Origin of the sequence: Lichenibacterium dinghuense, assembly GCF_021730615.1 — a bacterium.
In the GTDB taxonomy this organism is placed as follows: Bacteria; Pseudomonadota; Alphaproteobacteria; order Rhizobiales; family Beijerinckiaceae; genus Lichenihabitans; species Lichenihabitans dinghuensis.
Genome location: NZ_JAJLMN010000001.1, coordinates 4,325,033 through 4,342,877, shown reverse-complemented (window position 1 = coordinate 4,342,877; position 17,845 = coordinate 4,325,033). Strand labels below are relative to the sequence as shown.

The 17,845-nt window shown below is 73.1% G+C and carries 16 protein-coding genes; 10 read left to right on the top strand and 6 right to left on the bottom strand.

Annotation, left to right across the window (positions count from 1 at the left end):
• Positions 1 to 20: 20 nt before the first annotated feature.
• Entirely contained in the window at positions 21 to 662 is a 642-nt protein-coding gene (locus tag L7N97_RS20665; protein WP_237480152.1) for a uracil-DNA glycosylase family protein, read from the bottom strand.
• A 175-nt stretch (positions 663 to 837) separates the two neighbouring features.
• Between L7N97_RS20665 and L7N97_RS20660 the strand changes: the two genes are divergently transcribed.
• The gene (locus tag L7N97_RS20660; protein WP_237480151.1) at positions 838 to 2,421 is read left to right on the top strand and encodes a sensor histidine kinase; all 1,584 of its coding nucleotides are present in this window, start codon (positions 838 to 840) and stop codon (positions 2,419 to 2,421) included.
• A gap of 175 nt (positions 2,422 to 2,596) precedes the next feature.
• Here L7N97_RS20660 and L7N97_RS20655 read toward each other — a convergent pair whose 3' ends face one another.
• Positions 2,597 to 3,538 (bottom strand): DnaJ C-terminal domain-containing protein, encoded by a 942-nt coding sequence (locus tag L7N97_RS20655; protein ID WP_237480150.1) that lies wholly within the window; start codon positions 3,536 to 3,538, stop codon positions 2,597 to 2,599.
• 96 nt (positions 3,539 to 3,634) lie between these two features.
• Positions 3,635 to 4,135 (bottom strand): RT0821/Lpp0805 family surface protein, encoded by a 501-nt coding sequence (locus tag L7N97_RS20650; protein WP_237480149.1) that lies wholly within the window; start codon positions 4,133 to 4,135, stop codon positions 3,635 to 3,637.
• Between the two features lie 52 nt (positions 4,136 to 4,187).
• Between L7N97_RS20650 and pdxH the strand changes: the two genes are divergently transcribed.
• On the top strand, positions 4,188 to 4,802 hold the full coding sequence (pdxH, locus tag L7N97_RS20645) for a pyridoxamine 5'-phosphate oxidase (protein ID WP_237480148.1): 615 nt from the start codon (positions 4,188 to 4,190) through the stop codon (positions 4,800 to 4,802).
• Between the two features lie 212 nt (positions 4,803 to 5,014).
• Here the strand turns inward: pdxH and uxuA are convergent, their stop codons facing one another.
• Together uxuA and L7N97_RS20635 are read right to left on the bottom strand one after the other, a co-directional pair.
• The gene (gene uxuA / locus L7N97_RS20640; RefSeq protein ID WP_237480147.1) at positions 5,015 to 6,205 is read right to left on the bottom strand and encodes a mannonate dehydratase; all 1,191 of its coding nucleotides are present in this window, start codon (positions 6,203 to 6,205) and stop codon (positions 5,015 to 5,017) included.
• An 11-nt stretch (positions 6,206 to 6,216) separates the two neighbouring features.
• On the bottom strand, positions 6,217 to 6,954 hold the full coding sequence (locus tag L7N97_RS20635) for a GntR family transcriptional regulator (RefSeq protein ID WP_237480146.1): 738 nt from the start codon (positions 6,952 to 6,954) through the stop codon (positions 6,217 to 6,219).
• Between the two features lie 83 nt (positions 6,955 to 7,037).
• On the opposite strand from L7N97_RS20635, the gene uxaC reads away from it, so the two are divergent.
• The 8 genes from uxaC to L7N97_RS20595 all read left to right on the top strand — a co-directional run bounded on the left by uxaC (position 7,038) and on the right by L7N97_RS20595 (position 16,723).
• Positions 7,038 to 8,438, top strand: coding sequence for a glucuronate isomerase (gene uxaC / locus L7N97_RS20630; RefSeq protein ID WP_237480145.1), 1,401 nt, complete (start codon positions 7,038 to 7,040; stop codon positions 8,436 to 8,438).
• A 141-nt stretch (positions 8,439 to 8,579) separates the two neighbouring features.
• Positions 8,580 to 9,752: an extracellular solute-binding protein gene (locus L7N97_RS20625; protein ID WP_237480144.1), complete on the top strand. Its 1,173-nt coding sequence runs from the start codon at positions 8,580 to 8,582 to the stop codon at positions 9,750 to 9,752.
• An 11-nt stretch (positions 9,753 to 9,763) separates the two neighbouring features.
• Positions 9,764 to 10,861, top strand: a complete 1,098-nt coding sequence (locus L7N97_RS20620) for an ABC transporter ATP-binding protein (protein WP_237480143.1) — start codon at positions 9,764 to 9,766, stop codon at positions 10,859 to 10,861.
• A complete protein-coding gene (locus tag L7N97_RS20615) occupies positions 10,858 to 11,760 on the top strand; it encodes an ABC transporter permease (protein WP_237480142.1) in 903 nt (300 codons plus the stop codon). The genes L7N97_RS20620 and L7N97_RS20615 overlap by 4 nt, the downstream gene beginning before the upstream one ends.
• On the top strand, positions 11,757 to 12,599 hold the full coding sequence (locus L7N97_RS20610; protein WP_237480141.1) for an ABC transporter permease: 843 nt from the start codon (positions 11,757 to 11,759) through the stop codon (positions 12,597 to 12,599). Before L7N97_RS20615 ends, L7N97_RS20610 begins: the two co-directional genes overlap by 4 nt.
• Positions 12,600 to 12,867: 268 nt before the next feature.
• Complete coding sequence (locus L7N97_RS20605; RefSeq protein ID WP_237480140.1) at positions 12,868 to 14,343, top strand: mannitol dehydrogenase family protein; 1,476 nt, start codon at positions 12,868 to 12,870, stop codon at positions 14,341 to 14,343.
• Positions 14,340 to 15,857, top strand: a complete 1,518-nt coding sequence (locus L7N97_RS20600) for a UxaA family hydrolase (RefSeq protein ID WP_237480139.1) — start codon at positions 14,340 to 14,342, stop codon at positions 15,855 to 15,857. Before L7N97_RS20605 ends, L7N97_RS20600 begins: the two co-directional genes overlap by 4 nt.
• Positions 15,858 to 15,967: 110 nt before the next feature.
• The gene (locus L7N97_RS20595; RefSeq protein ID WP_237480138.1) at positions 15,968 to 16,723 is read left to right on the top strand and encodes an SDR family oxidoreductase; all 756 of its coding nucleotides are present in this window, start codon (positions 15,968 to 15,970) and stop codon (positions 16,721 to 16,723) included.
• Between the two features lie 43 nt (positions 16,724 to 16,766).
• Here the strand turns inward: L7N97_RS20595 and L7N97_RS20590 are convergent, their stop codons facing one another.
• Positions 16,767 to 17,777 (bottom strand): complex I NDUFA9 subunit family protein, encoded by a 1,011-nt coding sequence (locus tag L7N97_RS20590; protein ID WP_237480137.1) that lies wholly within the window; start codon positions 17,775 to 17,777, stop codon positions 16,767 to 16,769.
• Positions 17,778 to 17,845 lie beyond the last annotated feature (68 nt).

The window sequence follows — 17,845 nt, the reverse complement described above, 5'->3', positions numbered from 1 at the left end:
CTGAACGCGGCCGCGGCCCGTCACACCAGCCGCCGCACCTCGGCGCGCAGGACGGGCAGAAGCTCGGCCTCGAACCAGGGGTTCCGCTTCAGCCAGGCGCTGTTGCGCCAGGAAGGGTGGGGCAGCGGCAGCATGCGCGGCGCGGGGCGCTCGAAGTAGCGGCGCCAATCCGCCACCGTCTCGCCGAGCCCCTGCCCGGCCGGCCGCGGCACGCCGAGCCGCGGCGCGTGATAGCGGATCGCGTGGAGCCCGATCGCCAGCACGGTCTCGACCGCCGGCAGGGCGGCGAAGACCTCGTCGTGCCAGGCCGGCCGGCATTCGGGCCGGGGCGGCAGGTCCCCCTTGGCGGCATCGTGGCCGGGGAAGCAGAATCCCATCGGCAGGATGGCGACGCGGTGGGGGTCGTAGAAGCGGGCCTCGTCGAGCTCCATCCACTGCCGGAGCCGCACGCCCGACGGGTCCTGGAACGGCACGCCGCTCACGTGCGCGCGGATGCCCGGCGCCTGGCTGGCGACGACGAGGCGGACGTCGGCGGCCACCTGGAAGATCGGGCGCGGCTCGTGCGGCAGGGGCGCGATGCGCGGGCGCTCGACGCAGATCCGGCAGCGCCGCATCGCCCCCGTGAGGCGGGCGAACTCGGGCGGGTCGCTGTCGGGGATCATGGCGAAAACTGTGGATAAGACCGCGACTTGCCGCCGGGACCTGACGCTCCGCCACACGGGCAACACGGCGCGGGCGCGGTTGGGGCGGGTCGCCGCGAGGCGGCCGTAGGTCCTCCATTAAGGTTTCCGGCCCATCGTGTCGATGGGCCTATAGCGTCGGTGAGTGTGCTGATCCATGGACGAGGTGACCGCGGAGATGATCGAGCGCGGCCGCGGCTCCGACGGTGATGCGTCCCAGCAGCGCCGGCGCACGGCGTCCCGCATGCGGGAAGCCCGGGAGAAGCTCACCTCGTCGGGCACCGGCCGCCATGCCTTCGACCTCGAACTCGTGCGCCTGTTCGCGAGCGGCCGCCGCGGCGCCACCGCGGCCGAGGCCGTGCTGGCCGCCGCCACCGCGGGCGTGCTGTCGCTGTGGGTGCCTCCGCTCGCGGTCGCGGCCTGGCTCGGCGGCACCCTGCTGGCCGTGCTCGTCGTGGCCGTGTCGGCGCGGCTGTTCCTCCGCCAGCCGCAGGGCCACGCGCACGGCGCCGCGCAGGGCCACACCCGCGTGCGGGCCTGGACGCGCGGCTTCGTGCTCGCCGAAGCGCTGGGCGGCATGGCCTGGGGATCCTGCGTGTTCCTCGTGCTCGGCGCCCACGACCCGGCCGCGCAGACCTTCGTGCTCTTCGTCCTGCTGCTCGTGGGCGCCCTCACCGCGATGATCTCGGCGCCCGTGCCGGCCGCCGTCTACGCCGGTCTCATCCCCATGACGGCCGGCATCGCCCTCTACGCGCGCCCGGCTGTGGGATACCAGTACCTGCCCGTGCTGGCGGTGGCGGGCGTCGCGCAGCTGTCCTTCGTGCTGCTGGCGCGGCGCCTCTACGCGACCACGCTCGCCACCCTGTCGTTCCAGGCCGAGAAGGACGCCCTGATCGTCGAGCTGGAACAGGCCAAGCTCAACTCCGACGAGGCCCGCCGGCGGGCCGAGGAGGCCAGCCTCGCCAAGAGCCGCTTCCTCGCCACGATGAGCCACGAGTTGCGCACGCCGCTCAACGCCATCCTGGGCTTCTCGGAGGTGATGAAGGGCGAGCTGTTCGGCCAGCACAGCGTGCCGGTCTACCGGGACTATTCGGCGGACATTCATTCCAGCGGCCAGCACCTCTTGATGCTGATCAACGAGATTCTCGACCTGTCGCGCGTCGAGGCCGGCCGCTACGAGCTGAAGGAGGAGCCGACCTCGCTGGCCCTGATCGCCGAGGACTGCCAGCACCTCCTGATGCTGCGCGCCTCCAAGCGCGAGATCACCGTCACCGAGATGATCGAGCCGAGCCTGCCGCCGATCTGGGCCGACGAGCGCGCCATGCGGCAGGTGGTGCTGAACCTCCTGTCCAACGCCATCAAGTTCACGCCCCAGGGCGGCACCGTGACGATCAAGGTGGGCTGGACCGCGCAGGGCGGCCAGTACTTCGCCATCCGCGACACCGGCCCCGGCATCCCCGAGGCGGAGATCCCCATCGTGATGTCGTCCTTCGGGCGGGGCACGCTGGCGCAGAAGAACGCCGAGGAGGGCTCGGGCCTGGGGCTGCCGATCGTCAAGGGGCTGGTGGAGCTCCACGACGGCTCGTTCACGATCAAGTCGCGGGTGCGCGAGGGCACGGAGGTGATCGTGATCCTGCCGCCCGAGCGCGTCATCGACGCCCTGCCGGCGCTGGACCCCGACGCACCGGCCGAGCAGCGCCCCGCGCGCCCGACGCGGCGGGCGCAGCGCCCGGCGGCCTGAGCCCGCGTCTGCCTCCCAGGTCCGGCCTCGTCGTCACCGGCTCCGGCCGCCTGGACTCAAAGTCTCCGCTTCGCTCCGCGCGGCGTGACACCGTCGAGGGAGGTGCGTCGGTCCGGGGGCTTCGGCACCGGTGAGGCTCCGCCCTCCGGCGACTCGGACGGAGTGGCGCCCCGCGTCACGCCTTGCCGGCCCGCGGGTCGTAGGGGTGCTCGTCGCGCCAGCGCCTGGCCAGCGCTTCGAGCTCGGGGTCGGCGCGCTCCGGCAGGGCCACGCGCGGCGTCACCAGGAGGTCGCCGGCGCCGCTCGGGCCGGGCAGGCCCTTGCCGCGCAGCCGCAGCGTGCGGCCCTTGTTGGCGCCCGGCGGCAGGGTGATCTCGACCGCGCCGTCGAGCGTCGCGACCGGCACGGTGCCGCCGAGCACCGCCTCGTAGAGCGTCACGGGCAGGTCGAGCCGGAGGTCGCGCCCCTCGACGTGGAACAGCTTGTGGGGGGCGTAGCGCACCGTGACCAGGGCGTCGCCGGACGGGCCGCCGGTCGGGCTGTCGTGGCCCTGCCCCTTGAGGCGGATGGCCTTGCCCTCCTCGACGCCGGCCGGGATCCTGACCTCGAGGGTGCGGCCGGTCGGCAGCGTGACGCGCGCCGTGCCACCCTTCACGGCATCCTCCAGGGGCACCGACACAGCGGCCGTCACGTCCTCGCCACGCGTGGGCTGCTGGGCGGCCCGGCGGCCGCCGCGCATGCCGCCGTTCAGCATGTCGAACAGGTCGGAGGGGTCGAAGCCCGCGGAGCGCGCGCCGCCCCGGCCGAAGGGCGAGCCGCCCCCGCCGCCGCCGAAGTCGCTGAAATCGAAGCCGCCCGGCCCGCCCGCGCCGGCCCCGGCGAATCCGGCGTAGCGCGGCTTGCCCTCGGCATCGATCTCGCCGGCGTCGAACTGCTTGCGCTTGGCCTCGTCCCCCAGGATCTCGTAGGCGCTGTTCACCTCGGTGAACCGCTCCTTGGCCTTGGGTTCCTTGCTCTGGTCCGGGTGATACTTCTTGGCGAGCTTGCGGAACGCCTTCTTGACCTCGGCGGCGTCGGCCGACTTGGAAACGCCGAGGACCGTGTAGGGATCGCGCATCTCAAACTCGTGTCGGGCGCGCACGGCGGGGCGCGCGGATGAACTCGGCCCGGAAATGGTGTCCAGACCCCGCGGCAGCAAGCCGCTCCGACAGTCCTAAGCGGCGGTGTCCGCGGAAGCCAGCACCTGCCAGGTGCCGTCGCCCTCGCGGCAGGCCGCGCCCGACAGGGACCGGGCGGGGTGCCCGGCCGCGACGACCTCGCCGGAGAAGCGGCGGCACACGCGGTCGTGGTCGGTGTAGGGCGCCGCCGCGGCGGCGAAGCTGCCGTGGGCGCGGGTCTGCGGGTTCTGCCAGACCGCGAGCGTGCCGTTGCCCTGGGGATCGAGCGTCACCGCCATGGCGGCCCGCGCACGGCGGAGGTCCTCTCGGTCGAGCAGCGGGGCCAGCATCGCCGCGGTGCGGTCGATCGAGCCGACGGTGTCCGTGTCGGACCTGAGGCCCGGGATCGGCACCGCCACGGAGCAGCCCGCCGTCCAGGCGCCGATGAGCGCCAGGGCCGCGCCGCGCAGGGCCGTTCGGGCGACCTGCCGCGCGGCGTTGCCGGGGGCGGAGCCGCGGCCTAGATCGGCAGCGGGGGCCTCGTGGCGGCAACGCACCCTTCGCTTCACCGTCCCGCCCCCACGCAACCCGACACGAGAGGACTTAAGCGTGAATGCGTTAAACGCGGGTGACTTCACCCTGTCCGACGACCCCGACGCGCTGTTCGACACCTGGATGGCCGAGGCTTCGGCGAGCGAGCCGCGCGACCCCAACGCGATCCAGCTCGCGACCGTGGACCGCGACGGGCGGCCCGACGTCCGCACCGTGCTGCTGAAGGGCAAGGACGCGCGCGGCTTCACCTTCTACACGAACGCCGAGAGCGCCAAGGGCGAGGAACTCAAGGCCAACATGCAGGCCGCCTTCGTGCTCTACTGGAAGAGCCTCAACCGGCAGATCAGGGTGAGGGGCGCGGTCGAGGCCGTGTCGGACGCCGAGTCGGACAGCTATTTCGACAGCCGCCACCCGCGCTCGCGGCTCGGCGCCATCGCGAGCCAGCAGTCCCGCCCGCTCGACAGCCGCGCCACGCTGGAGGACCGCGTGGCCGCGCTGGAGGAGGAATACCGCGGCCGGCCGATCCCCCGCCCCCGCTACTGGCACGGCTTCCGCGTGAAGCCCTACCAGATCGAGTTCTGGGCCGACCGCGACAACCGCCTCCACGACCGCATCGTGTTCCGCCGCGAAGGCGCCGAGGGGGCCTGGACGAAGCAGCGGCTGTACCCGTGAGGGGACGCCCGCCTCCCACTCATCCCCGCGCAGGCGGGGATCCAGCGCAAGATGCTCGGCCGAAGGCCGATCCGATCAGCTTCGCGAGCGATCGAACGATCGCGTTCCGGTGTCGTCGGCCTGCGGCCGTCTTCTGGCGCTGGATCCCCGCATTCGCGGGGATGAGCGGATGAGGGTGTCGGGGACAGCCACGACATCCTGTCCCACAAGGGTCACACCTGCGGCGGCGCCCCCAGCGCGTGGAGGATGCCGCGCAGCTCGGCGAGGCCCTTGAGGCGGCCGATCGCCGGGTAGCCGGGGCTCACGGCCTTGCCGAGGTCGTCCAGCATGCGGTGGCCGTGGTCGGGGCGGAACAGCAGCGTGCCGGCGGCGGGGCGCTTGGCGTCGATCGCCACGAGCTCGCGCAGCACCGCCACCATGTCAACGTCGCCGCCGAGGTGGTCCGACTCGTGGAAGCTCCGCGGGTCAGCCTCGCGCTTCGTGGCGCGCAGGTGCACGAAGCCGATGCGGCCCGCGAAGCGCCGCGCGATGGCCGCAAGATCGTTGTCGGGGCGCACGCCGAGCGAGCCCGTGCAGAAGCACATGCCGTTGGCCCGCGACGGCACGGCCTCGAACAGCGCCGCGTAGTCGTCGCCCGTCGAGGCGATGCGGGGCAGGCCAAACAGCGGGCGCGGCGGGTCGTCCGGGTGCAGCGTCAGCGTCACGCCGCGCGCTTCCGCGGCCGGCGTCACGGCCTCGAGGAACTCGATCAGGTGCCGGCGGAGCCGGGGCGCGTCGATGTCGCGGTATTGGTCGAGCTTGTCGCGGAAGCCCTCGACCGTCATGGGCTCGGTGGTGGAGCCCGGCAGCGCGGACGCGATGGTGCGGGTGATCTCGGCCACGGCCGCGTCGCCCATGGCCTCGAAGGTCGAGGCCGCGCGCGAGCGGTCCGCGTCCGAATAGTCGGCCTCGGCGCCGGGGCGGCGCAGGATGTGGAGGTCGAAGGCGGCGAAACGGTCCTGGTCGAAGCGCATCGCGGTGGCGCCGGTCGGCAGCACGTGGTCGATGTCGGTGCGCGTCCAGTCGACCACCGGCATGAAGTTGTAGCAGACCGTGCGGATGTCGCAGCCGGCGACGGCCTCCAGCGACGCGATCCAGGCCGCGATCTCCGCGCGGGCCGCGCCGCCGCGGCGCTTCACGGCGTCGGGGATCGGGATGCTCTCGACGCAGGACCAGCGCAGCGGCGTGCGGCCGGGCGGCGTCGTCTCGACGAGGTTCTTGCGCTCCGCCACGGCCTCGCGCGTCCAGGCCGCGCCGATCGGGACCTGGTGCAGCGCCGACACGACGTCGGTCGCGCCGGCCTGGCGCACGTCGTCGAGCGACACGTAGGCGTCCGGCCCGTACCATCTCCAACCCTGCCGCATGGGGATCTCCTTCAGGTGAAGTAGTCGGGGTGGACCTCGCGCAGGCGCGCGACGTCGGGCACCACCACGCCGAGATGCGCCGTCATGGCGGCGCGCGCGGCCGCGACGTCGCCGCCCGCGACGGCGTCGCGGATGGCCGCGTGTTCGGCGACGACCTGGTCCATGCGCCCCAGCGCCGGCAGGGTGAGGCGGCGGGCGCGGTCGATCTGCACCTTCACCTGCCGCAGCAGCCGCCACACGTTGGGCAGCCCCGCCAGCCCCGCGATCGCCTCGTGAAAGGCCTCGTCGGCGTCGTGGAAGCTCCGGGTGTCGCCGCGCAGGGCCAGTTCCCGCTGGGACGCGATCGCCTCGTCGAGCCGCGCCGTCGCGCCCGCGCGCCCGCGCGCCGCCGCGGCCTCCACGGTCACGCCCTCCAGCGCCTGGCGCACCAGCACGGCCTCGGGGATGGCCTCGACGGGGATGCGCGACACGAAGGTGCCGGACTGCGGCAGGATGTCGACGAGCCCCTCCTCGCCGAGCCGGATCAGCGCCTCGCGCACCGGCGTGCGGCTGGTGCCGAAGCGCTCGCACAGCACGGCGTCGCGCAGGGGCGTGCGCGGCAGCAGCACCATGCCGACGATGTCGTCCCGCAGCGCGGCCGCGATGGCGCCCGCGGCCGTCCTCGGGCCGCCCGCCGCCGACGCGGCGCGGCCGGCCGCCGGCCGACGACCGCGCGCGGGCGCTCCCGCTCCGAGTGCCGTTCCGTCCATCGCCCTCCCCCATTGACATACTAATATATCAGTTGTTCAGTGTGGCCAAGCGGGTCGTGCAGGGCCCGCATCGGAAACGCCCCATGGCCCTCCATCCCGACAGGCTGTTCCCCGCCGATCCCGCGACGCGCGGCATCGCGCGGCGCCTGTACGGCGCTGTGGCGGGCCTGCCGATCCTATCCCCGCACGGTCACACCGATCCCGCCTGGTACGCCGAGGATCGGCCCTTCCCGGACCCGGCGCAGCTCTTCGTCGTGCCGGACCACTACGTGTTCCGCATGCTGTATTCGCAGGGTGTGCCGCTCGAGGCGCTCGGCGTGCCGCGGCGCGACGGCGGCCCGACCGAGGCGGACGGCCGGGCGATCTGGCGCCTCTTCGCAGCCCATTACCCGCTGTTCCGCGGCACGCCGACGCGCCTGTGGTTCGAGCACGCGCTCCAAGCCGTGTTCGGCATCGACGAGCGGCTGACGGAGAACAACGCGGACCGGCTCTACGACCGCATCGCCGAGGCGCTCGGCCGGCCCGAGATGCGGCCGCGCGCCCTCTACGACCGCTTCAACATCGAGGCCATCGCGACCACGGACGCCGCGCTCGACGACCTCCGCCACCACGCCGCGCTGCGCGGCTCGGGCTGGCACGGCCGCGTGCTGCCGACCTACCGGCCCGACGCCGTCGTGGACCCCGACCGGGCGACCTTCCGGGACGGCGTCGCCGAGCTCTGCGCCCTGGCGGGCGCCCCCGTCACCTTCGCGGGCTACCTCGCGGCGCACCGGGCGCGGCGCTACTTCTTCCGCTCGCTCGGCGCCACCGCGACCGACCACGGCCACCCGACGGCCCGCACCGCCGACCTCGACGCGGGCTCGGCCTCCGCCCTCTTCGACCGCGTGATGGCCGGCCCGGCCTCGGCCGGGGACGCCGAGCTGTTCCGCGCCCAGATGCTGACCGAGATGGCGGGCATGAGCGTCGAGGACGGGCTCGTGATGCAGCTCCATCCGGGCTCGGTGCGCGACCACAACCCGCAGGTCTTCGCCCGCTTCGGCCTCGACAAGGGCGCCGACATCCCGCAGCCGACCGGCTACGTCCACGCGCTGAAGCCCCTGCTCGACCGCCACGGCAACGACCCGCGCCTGACGCTGGTGCTGTTCACCCTCGACGAGGCCCAGTACGGCCGGGAGCTGGCGCCGCTGGCCGGGCACTACCCGGCCCTGCGGCTCGGGCCGCCCTGGTGGTTCTTCGACAGCCCGGAGGGCATGCGGCGCTTCCGCGAGGCCGCGACCGAGACCGCGGGCTTCGGCAACACGGTCGGCTTCAACGACGACACCCGCGCCTACCTGTCGATCCCGGCGCGCCACGACATGGCACGGCGGATCGACTGCGGGTTCCTGGCGCGGCTCGTCGCCGAGCACCGGATCGACGAGGACGAGGCGCACGACCTCGCCCACGACCTCGCCTACGGCCTCGCCAAGCGGGCCTACAGGCTCTGAAGATGGCTGCCTGCTCCACCTTCCTCATGCTTCGACACGGGCGCTCCGCGCCCGGCTCAGCATGCGGGAGGTCGAAGACGCACGCTGATCGAAGACGGACGACATCGCCTCGTGAGAAGGCGACGACAGGGAGGGCGGGACATGGTGGATCGCAGGCAGGTTCTCGGCGGGCTCGGCGCCGTCTCGGCGGCGGGGCTGCTGCCGTCCCTCGCCCGGGCCGCGCTGCCCATGCCGAAGTCCCCCGTGCAGATCACGGTGGTGGACGTGGCCGGCAACCTCGCCCTGACCCAGAGGGCGATCGAGTCCTACCGCAAGGCTAAGCCGAACGCGGTGTCGCGCTTCGTCTTCACCAAGGCGCCCGCCCCCGAGCTGCCCGCCAAGATCAAGGCCCAGCAGGACGCCGGCCGCATCGACATCGACCTCGTGCTGACCGGCACCGACGCCCTGTCGGCCGGCATCGACCAGGGGATCTGGCTCGACCTCAAGCCCTACGCGGCCGACCTGCCGAACCTCGCGGACGTGTACCTGCCGCAGGCCCTCAAGATGCAGGCCATCGCGGAGGACCACGGCCTCGTCGTGACCTACTACCCCTCCGGGCCGCTACTCGAATACATGCCGGACCGGGTGAAATCCGTCCCGAAGACAGCCGCCGAGCTGCTCGACTACACCCGGCAGAACAAGAACAAGTTCATCTACGCGCGGCCGTCCAACTCCGGGCCGGGCCGCACCTGGCTGATGGGCCTGCCCTACATCCTGAGCGACGCCAACCCGCGCGACCCCGTGAACGGCTGGGCCAAGACCTGGGATTACCTGAAGGCGATCGGCGAGAACATCGAATATTACCCGGCCGGCACGACGCAGACCATGAAGGAGCTCGGCGAGGGCACGCGCGATATCGCGGTCTCGACCACGGGCTGGGATATCAACCCCCGCGTGCTCGGCATCGTGCCGAAGGAGGCCTCCGTCGCGGCGCTCGACAACTTCCACTGGGTCACGGACGCCCAGTACATGGTGGTGCCGAAGGGCGTCTCGGACGACAAGCTCGCCGTGCTGCTCGACCTCATGGCCTACATGCTGCAGCCGAAGCAACAGGCTTACGCCTACGACCAGGGCTACTTCTTCCCCGGCCCCGCCGTGAAGGGCGTGACGCTCGACATGGCGCCGGAGGACTCGCAGGAGGCCATCCGCGCCTTCGGGCGGCCGGAATACGACAGGCTGATCGCCGACCATCCTCTTGAGACGCCGCTCGACGCGAAGAGCATCGTCAAGGCCTTCGAGCTGTGGGACCAGCGCATCGGCGCCGGCAAGGGCTGACCGCCATGGGCATGACGATGGCCACCACGCGCGGCGCCCCCCCGCCCCGCCCGGCGCCCGCCGGGGCGGCGCTTCGCCTCGCCGGGCTCAAACGCGACTTCGGCGGCTTCCAGGCCCTGAAGGGGCTCGACCTCGAGATCCGGCCGGGCGAGTTCGTGGCGCTGCTCGGCCCCTCCGGTTGCGGCAAGACCACGGCGCTGAACTGCATCGCCGGGCTGCAGCCGCTCTCCGCCGGCACGATCAGCCTCGGGGATCGGCGCATCGACGAGCTGCCGCCCGAGCGCCGCGGCTTCGGCATGGTGTTCCAGAGCTACGCCCTGTTCCCGCACATGAGCGCGCGGCGCAACGTCGGCTTCGGCCTCGCCATGCAGAAGGTGCCGCGCGCCGAGGCCGAGCGCCGCGTCGACGAGGCGCTGGCGCTGGTGCGGCTCACCGCCCAGGCCGACAAGCTGCCGGGGCAGATGTCGGGCGGCCAGCAGCAGCGCGTCGCCATCGCGCGCGCCATCGCGATCCGCCCGCCCGTGGTGCTGATGGACGAGCCGCTGTCCAACCTCGACGCCAAACTGCGCCTGGAGATGCGGGCCGAGATCCGCCGCATCCACGAGGCGATCGGCTCGACCACGGTCTACGTCACCCACGACCAGGACGAGGCGCTGTCCATGGCGGACCGCATCGTCGTGATGCGCGACGGCCTGATCCGCCAGACCGGCACGCCCGCCGACCTCTACGAGCGCCCGGCCCACGCCGACGTGGCCGAGTTCATGGGCTACCGCTCGAAGCTCGCCGGCCGCGTGGTCTCGTCCGGCAACGGGCGCGCCGCGGTCGAGGCCTGCGGCTCGCGGCTCGACGTCGCCCTGCGCGAGCCCGCCGCGCCCGGCGACGCCGTGACGCTGATGGTGCGCCCCGAGGACCTCGTGGCCGGCGCCTCGGGCGTCGTCGCCACCGTGCGGATCAGCGAGTACCGCGGACGCGCCTTCTTCGGCGCCGCGCAGGCCATCGACGGCACGGAGCTGTTCTTCCGCTCCGACCGCCCGGTGGCGGCCGGCGAGCGCGTGACACTGGGAGCGAAGCCCGACCAGATCCTCGTCTTCGCCGGGAGCGGCGCGTGACGGCCGTCCCGGCGGGCCGCCCCGCGGCCGTCCCGCTGCGGATCCGCCTCGCCGCGCGCGGCATCGACGGCACGACGCTGCTGGTGCTGCCGGCGCTCCTCGCGATCCTCGGGCTCTTCGTCTACCCCTTTGTCTACGGGCTCGTCCTGTCGCTCGAGCCCAAGGTCGGGCCGTTCTACGCCAGCTACCGGACCTTCTTCGCCGATCCGTTCCTGCGCGAGACCGTCTGGAACACGCTGATCCTGGCGCTGCCGACGACGCTGCTGAACCTCCTGCTGGCGGTGCCGATCGCCTTCCGGGTGCGGCTGATGCGGCGCCAGCGTCTCCTGACCACGGTCCTGGTGCTGCCCGTCACGCTCGGCACCGTCCTGGTCGCGCAGGGCCTGCTGACCTACCTCGGCCCACAGGGCTGGTTCAACCGGACGCTGCTGGCGTTGCACCTCACCTCGGCGCCGCTGAAGCTCACCAACAACTACTGGGGCGTGTTCGCCTCGCTGGTGATCACCGGTTTCCCCTTCACGTTCCTGCTGACGCTGTCCTACGTCAGCGGCATCGACCCCGCGCTGGAGCAGGCCGCGGCGACGCTGGGGGCGGGGGCCGCGCGGCGCTTCGCGCGCGTGTACCTGCCGCTGCTGGTGCCGGGCCTCGCCGTCACGTTCTGCCTGTCCTTCGTGCAGGCCTTCGCGGTCTTCCCCTCGGCGGTGCTGCTCGGCGCGCCCGCGGGCTCGACCCACGTCATCTCCATCGCGGCCTATCAGGCGGCCTTCGAGCGCTACGACGCCTCGCTCGGCTCCGCCATCGCCATGGTGATGGGCGCCGTGCAGCTCGTCGTGGTGCTGCTGGCGCTCGGCCTGCGCCAGATGTTCTACCGCGGCCCCGTCGGAGGCACCAAGGGATGATCCGCGACGCCGGCCTCGCCTCGAAACTGTGGCGCACCGCCGTCTGGGCGGTCGTCGCGGTCTTCGTCCTGAACCTCCTCGCGCTGATCGCCACGGTGGTGATCGACTCGCTGTCCACCCGCTGGCTCGGCACCTGGCTCCCGGCCGGCTTCACGGCGCACTGGTATGCCGACGCCTGGGACGAGTTCGGCCTCACCGACGTGCTCGTCGTCACCTTCGAGGCGGTGGGGCTCGTGGTGCTGATCTCCGGCGCGCTCGGCGTCACCGCCGCCTACGCGCTGGCGCGCCGCGACTTCCCCGGCAAGCGCCTGGCCACGCTGGTGTTCCTGCTGCCGCTGCTGGTGCCGCCGCTCACCTACGGCATCCCCATGGCGACGCTGCTCTACCGCGTCGGGCTCGGCGGCACCCTGTGGGGCGTGGTGCTGGCCAACCTCGTGCCGGCCGTGCCCTTCGTGGTGCTGGTGATGATCCCCTTCATCGAGCAGATCGACCCGCGGGTCGAGGCCGCGGCGCGGGTCTTCGGCGCCTCGACGACGCAGCTCTTCGCCCGCGTGCTGCTGCCGCTGCTGCTGCCGGGCGTGCTGGCCGCGCTGCTGCTGGTGCTGGTCCGCACGGTGGCGATGTTCGAGCTGACCTTCCTCACCTCGGGCCCGACCAGCCAGACGCTGGTGGTGGCGCTCTACTACGCCGTCTTCGCCTCGGGCGTGCGCGCCGGCCAGGAGGTCGACGTCATGGCGGTGGTCTACATGGTGACGACGCTGGTGTGGCTGCTGCTGGCGCTGCGCTTCGTCAATCCGACGCAGATCGTGGCGCGGGCCAAGACGCAGGGCGCGCATTGAGCGCCTCTCCGCTCGACGCGCCTCCCTTCTCCCCTCGCGGGAGAAGGTGTCATCGCGAAGCGATGACGGATGAGGGGGTCAGGCGCGACCTCGCCGAAGCCCGTGAGCAAGCGCACGTCAACGGGCTTCATAGGCCTGACATGCCGTCGGCTTGGCCCGGCCCCATCTTTTCGAACGCGGCGCCATCCCCCCTCATCCGCCCATGCTCCGCATGGGCACCTTCTCCCGCGAGGGGAGAAGGGGACCACGTTCTGCAGGCACGGTGAACATGGACCGCCTCTCCCGATCCACCCTCGATGGCCTCCCCGCGGCGGTCGCCCGCCCGGCCTACGACCGCGCGGCGCTCCGCACGGGCATCGTCCACCTCGGCATCGGCGCCTTCCACCGCGCCCACATGGCGGCCTACACGGACGCGGTCCTGGCGGAGGACCCGCGCTGGGGCATCCTCGGCGCCTCGCTCCGCTCGCCCGGTACCCGCGACGCCCTGGCGCCGCAGGACGGCCTCTACGCCCTCGCGGTGCGCGACGCCGCGGGCGAGCGCGTGCGGGTGGTCGGCAGCGTGGCGCGCCTGCTCGTCGCGCCGGAGGACCCCGGCGCGCTGCTCGACGCGATGAGCGCGCAGGACACCCGCATCGTGTCCCTCACCGTCACCGAGAAGGGCTACTGCCACCGGCCCGCCACGGGCGAACTCGACGAGGAGCACCCGGACGTGGTGCACGACCTCGCCCGCCCGGAGGCGCCGCGCTCGGCGCCGGGCTTCATCGTCGAAGCTTTGCGCCGGCGGCGCGCGGCCGGCCTGCCCTTCTTCGCCGCGCTCTGCTGCGACAACCTCCCCCACAACGGGGCGACGCTGAAGCGCGTGCTCGTGCGCTTCGCCGCGCTGCGCGACCCCGCGCTCGGCCGCGCCGTGGAGGCCGAGCTGCGCTGCCCCTCCACCATGGTGGACCGCATCGTGCCGGCCACCACGGAGGCCGACCGCGACGGCGTGTCGGCCGCGCTCGGCGCGCGCGACGCCTGGCCGATCATGACCGAGCCCTTCACGCAGTGGGTGATCGAGGACGACTTCCCGCTCGGGCGGCCCGCGTGGGACCGCGCCGGCGCGACCTTCGTGCGCGACGTCGCGCCCTTCGAACTCGCCAAACTGCGCATGCTCAACGGCAGCCACTCGACCCTGGCCTATCTCGGATATCTCGCCGGGCACGAGACCGTGGCGGACGCCATGGCGGCGCCGGGCTTCGCCGCCCTGGTGCGCGGCCTGATGCTGGACGAGGCCGCGCCGACCCTGCCCCCGGTGCCGGGCCTCGACCCTGCGGCCTACGCCGACGACCTCATCCGGCGCTTCGAGAACCCCGCGCTGCGCCACCGCACCTGGCAGATCGCCATGGACGGCACCCAGAAGCTGCCGCAGCGCCTGCTCGGCACGGCGCGGGACCGCCTCGCCGCGGGCGCCTCCATCGACCGGCTCGCGCTCGGCATCGCGGCCTGGATGCGCTATGCCTGCGGGCGCGACGAGCGCGGCGCCCCCATCGACCTGCGCGACCCGCTGGCCGACGAACTGCGCCGCCGCACCGCGGGCGCGGCCGGGGCCGGCCCGCTCGCCGACGCCCTGTTCGGGCTCGACACCGTGTTCGGCCGCGACCTGCCGGCCGAGCCGCGCTTCACCCAGGCCGTCGTGGCCGCGCTGTCGGGGCTCATGCGCGACGGCGCCGCCGCGACCGTCGCGCGTTTCGGAGATCGCGTATGACCACCCGCACACTCCGCCTCCACCCGGACGACGACGTCGTGGTGGCGCTCGACCTGCTCCAGCCCGGCGACCCCACGGCGGCCGGCACCGCCGCGGCCCGCGTGCCGAAGGGCCACAAGATGGCGGCCGTGCCCCTGCTCCCCGGCGCGCCGGTGCGGAAGTTCGGCCAGGTGATCGGCTTCGCCACGAAGCCGATCGCGCCCGGCGACTGGGTCCACGAGCACAATCTCGCCATGGGCGAGGACTTCGCGCGCGATTACGCCTTCGGGGAGGAGCGGCGCCCGGACAGCCCCGTGCCGGAGGCGATGCGCGCGACCTTCCAGGGGTTCCGCCGCGCCGACGGCCGCGCGGGCACGCGCAACTACCTCGCCATTCTGACCTCGGTGAACTGCTCGGCCTCGGTGGCGCGCTTCATCGCCAGGGAGGTCGAGCGCTCGGGCGTGCTGGCCCGCTACCCCCACGTCGACGGCGTGATCCCGCTGGTCCACGGCACGGGCTGCGGCATGGCGGACCGCGGCGAGGGCTTCGAGGCGCTGAAGCGCACGCAGTGGGGCTACGCCACCAACCCCAACATCGCCGGCGTGCTGCTGGTGGGCCTCGGCTGCGAGGTGTTCCAGATCGGCCGCATGAAGGGCGAGTACGGCCTCGTCGAGGGCGACGCGTTCCGCACCATGACGATCCAGGACGAGGGCGGCACGCGCCGCACCGTCGAGAGCGGCGTCGCGCGGCTCGTCGAGATGCTGCCCGCCGCCGATGCGGCGCGGCGCGAGGCGGTGCCGGCCTCGGAACTCGTGCTGGCGCTGCAGTGCGGCGGCTCGGACGGCTATTCGGGCATCACGGCCAACCCCGCCCTTGGGGCGGCCGCGGACCTCCTCGTCGACCACGGCGGCACCGCGATCCTCTCCGAGACGCCCGAGATCTACGGCGCCGAGCACCTGCTGACCCGCCGCGCCGCCTCGCGCGCCGTGGGCGAGCGGCTCGTCGACACGATCCGCTGGTGGGAGGACTACACGCGGCGCAACGGCGGCGAGATGAACAACAACCCCTCGCCCGGCAACAAGGCGGGGGGGCTCACCACCATCCTGGAAAAGTCGCTCGGCGCCGCCGCCAAGGGCGGCACGCGCGACCTCAAGGCCGTGTACCGCTACGCCGAGCGGGTCACGGAGCACGGCTTCGTGTTCATGGACACGCCGGGCTACGACCCGGTCTCGGCCACCGGGCAGGTGGCGGGCGGCGCCAACGTGCTGTGCTTCACCACGGGCCGCGGCTCGGCCTACGGCTGCAAGCCGACGCCCTCGATCAAGCTCGCCACCAACTCCGACATGGCCCGCCGCATGGCGGACGACATGGACGTCGACTGCGGCGACGTGCTCGACGGCGTGTCGATCGCCGACAAGGGGCGCGAGATCTTCGAGCGCGTGCTCGCCGTCGCCTCGGGCGAGCGCACGAAGTCGGAGGAGCTCGGCTACGGCGACGCCGAATTCGTGCCCTGGCAGATCGGCGCCACCATGTGAGCGGCACGGCGCCCTGTTCAAAGGGCGCCCCGCGGCGCTAATGGTCCGATCCCCCGCGACCGGAGAGACACACCCATGACCCGCTTCACACGCGCCGGGCGGCCCGCCCGATGAGCCTCACCGTCTTCGTCACTGGCGCCACGGCCGGCTTCGGCCAGGCCATCGCGCGGCGCCTCGTGCGCGACGGCCACCGCGTGATCGCCGCCGGGCGCCGCGCCGAACGGCTCGACGCGCTGAAGGCCGAGCTCGGCGACGCGCTCCTGCCATTCGTGCTCGACGTCACAGACGCCGAGGCGGTCGCGGCCCTGCCGGGCAGCCTGCCCGAGGGCTGGCGCGAGGTCGACGTCCTGGTCAACAACGCGGGCCTCGCGCTCGGCCTCGACCCGGCCCAGAAGGCCGACCTCGCTCAGTGGGACCAGATGGTCGCCACCAACGTCACGGGACTGATCCACATGACGCGGGCGCTGCTGCCCGGCATGGTGGAGCGGGACCGCGGCCACGTCGTCAACCTCGGCTCGGTGGCGGGCTCCTACCCCTACCCCGGCGGGCACGTCTACGGCGGCACCAAGGCCTTCGTGAAGCAGTTCAGCCTCAACCTGAAGGCCGACCTCGTCGGCACCTTCGTGCGCGTGACGGACGTCGAGCCGGGCCTATGCGGCGGCACCGAGTTCAGCAACGTCCGCTTCGGGGGCGACGACGACAAGGCGGCGGCGGTCTACAAGGGCACCGAGCCCCTCACCGCCGACGACATCGCCGAGACTGTGGCCTGGGTCGTGACGCTGCCGCGGCACGTCAACATCAACCGCGTCGAGATGATGCCGACCTGCCAGGCCTCCGCGCCCTTCGCGATCAAGCGGCAGGGCTGAGGCATGGCGCGGGCGCCGGGGCCGCCCCGGCGCCCGACGCTCCTCAGGCGAGCCGGCTGTCGCGGTCGAACTGGCCGTGGCGTCGGAATCGGTACAGGTAGGACGGCACGACCGATTCGATCGCCCGCGGCTCCAGCCCGAGGCCCTGCAGGGTGCGGCCCCCCGCGACGGCCGCGTCCGACACGACGTTGTCGCGGCCCAGCATCTTGAGCTGATCGCGCGTCATCACCAGCGTCTTCGGGAACAGGCCCATCATCAGGCCGGACAGCGTCTCGGTCAGGGCGGCCGGCGTCTCCATGGCGCGGGCCGACACCGACACGAGCGGGCGGCTGCGCTGCACCGTGGCGAGGATGTATTCCATCAGCTCGCGGAAGGTTTTGACGCCGGGGCCGCCGAGCTCGTAGACGGCGCCCGGCTCGGCACGGCCCTCCACGGCGGCCGCGACGGCGTCCGCGACGTCGCCGACGAAGACGGGCTGGAAGCGCGTGTGCCCGCCGCCGATCAGCGGCAGGGCGGGCGCGAAGCGCGCCATGGCGGCGAAGCGGTTGAAGAAGTCGTCCTCCGGGCCGAAGACCACGGAAGGCCGCAGGATCACGGCGTCGGGGTAGATCTCGCGCACGGCGGCCTCGCCGCGGGCCTTGCTGCGGCTGTAGACGGCGTCGGATTCGAGGTCCGCCCCGATGGCCGACACCTGCACGAAGCGGCGCACGCCGGCCGCCCGCGCGGCCTCCGCCATGGCGCGGGCGCCGTCGACGTGGACGGCCTCGAAGCTCTGGCTGCCGCCCTCGGTCAGCACGCCGACGAGGTTCACCGCGACCTCGGCGTGGCGCAGCGCCGCGGCCAGCGAGGCGGGGTAGCGCACGTTGGCCTGGACGGGCTGGACCTGCCCGACGCGGCCGAGCGGCTGGAGGTAGTTGGCGAGTTCCGGGCGGCGCGACCCCGCCATCACGCGGAAGCCGGCCCGAGCCAGGGCGCGCACGACGTGGCGCCCCAGGAAGCCGGAGGCGCCGAACACCGTCACCTGTCCATTGGTCGCGAGATCGGAACCGGCCATCATGCGCTCCACGAGAAACGCGCGAGGTCTAATCGAGGGCCGCGCTCCTGTATAGCGCGGGCATGGCC

What these genes read in the sequence shown, in the direction of transcription:
- L7N97_RS20665 (WP_237480152.1), bottom strand. Translation starts at nt 662, where the DNA reads ATGATCCCCGACAGCGACCCGCCCGAGTTCGCCCGCCTCACGGGGGCG.
- L7N97_RS20660 (WP_237480151.1), top strand. Translation starts at nt 838, where the DNA reads ATGGACGAGGTGACCGCGGAGATGATCGAGCGCGGCCGCGGCTCCGAC.
- L7N97_RS20655 (WP_237480150.1), bottom strand. Translation starts at nt 3,538, where the DNA reads ATGCGCGATCCCTACACGGTCCTCGGCGTTTCCAAGTCGGCCGACGCC.
- uxuA (WP_237480147.1), bottom strand. Translation starts at nt 6,205, where the DNA reads ATGCGGCAGGGTTGGAGATGGTACGGGCCGGACGCCTACGTGTCGCTC.
- L7N97_RS20635 (WP_237480146.1), bottom strand. Translation starts at nt 6,954, where the DNA reads ATGGACGGAACGGCACTCGGAGCGGGAGCGCCCGCGCGCGGTCGTCGG.
- uxaC (WP_237480145.1), top strand. Translation starts at nt 7,038, where the DNA reads ATGGCCCTCCATCCCGACAGGCTGTTCCCCGCCGATCCCGCGACGCGC.
- L7N97_RS20625 (WP_237480144.1), top strand. Translation starts at nt 8,580, where the DNA reads ATGGTGGATCGCAGGCAGGTTCTCGGCGGGCTCGGCGCCGTCTCGGCG.
- L7N97_RS20620 (WP_237480143.1), top strand. Translation starts at nt 9,764, where the DNA reads ATGACGATGGCCACCACGCGCGGCGCCCCCCCGCCCCGCCCGGCGCCC.
- L7N97_RS20610 (WP_237480141.1), top strand. Translation starts at nt 11,757, where the DNA reads ATGATCCGCGACGCCGGCCTCGCCTCGAAACTGTGGCGCACCGCCGTC.
- L7N97_RS20605 (WP_237480140.1), top strand. Translation starts at nt 12,868, where the DNA reads ATGGACCGCCTCTCCCGATCCACCCTCGATGGCCTCCCCGCGGCGGTC.
- L7N97_RS20600 (WP_237480139.1), top strand. Translation starts at nt 14,340, where the DNA reads ATGACCACCCGCACACTCCGCCTCCACCCGGACGACGACGTCGTGGTG.
- L7N97_RS20595 (WP_237480138.1), top strand. Translation starts at nt 15,968, where the DNA reads ATGAGCCTCACCGTCTTCGTCACTGGCGCCACGGCCGGCTTCGGCCAG.
- L7N97_RS20590 (WP_237480137.1), bottom strand. Translation starts at nt 17,777, where the DNA reads ATGGCCGGTTCCGATCTCGCGACCAATGGACAGGTGACGGTGTTCGGC.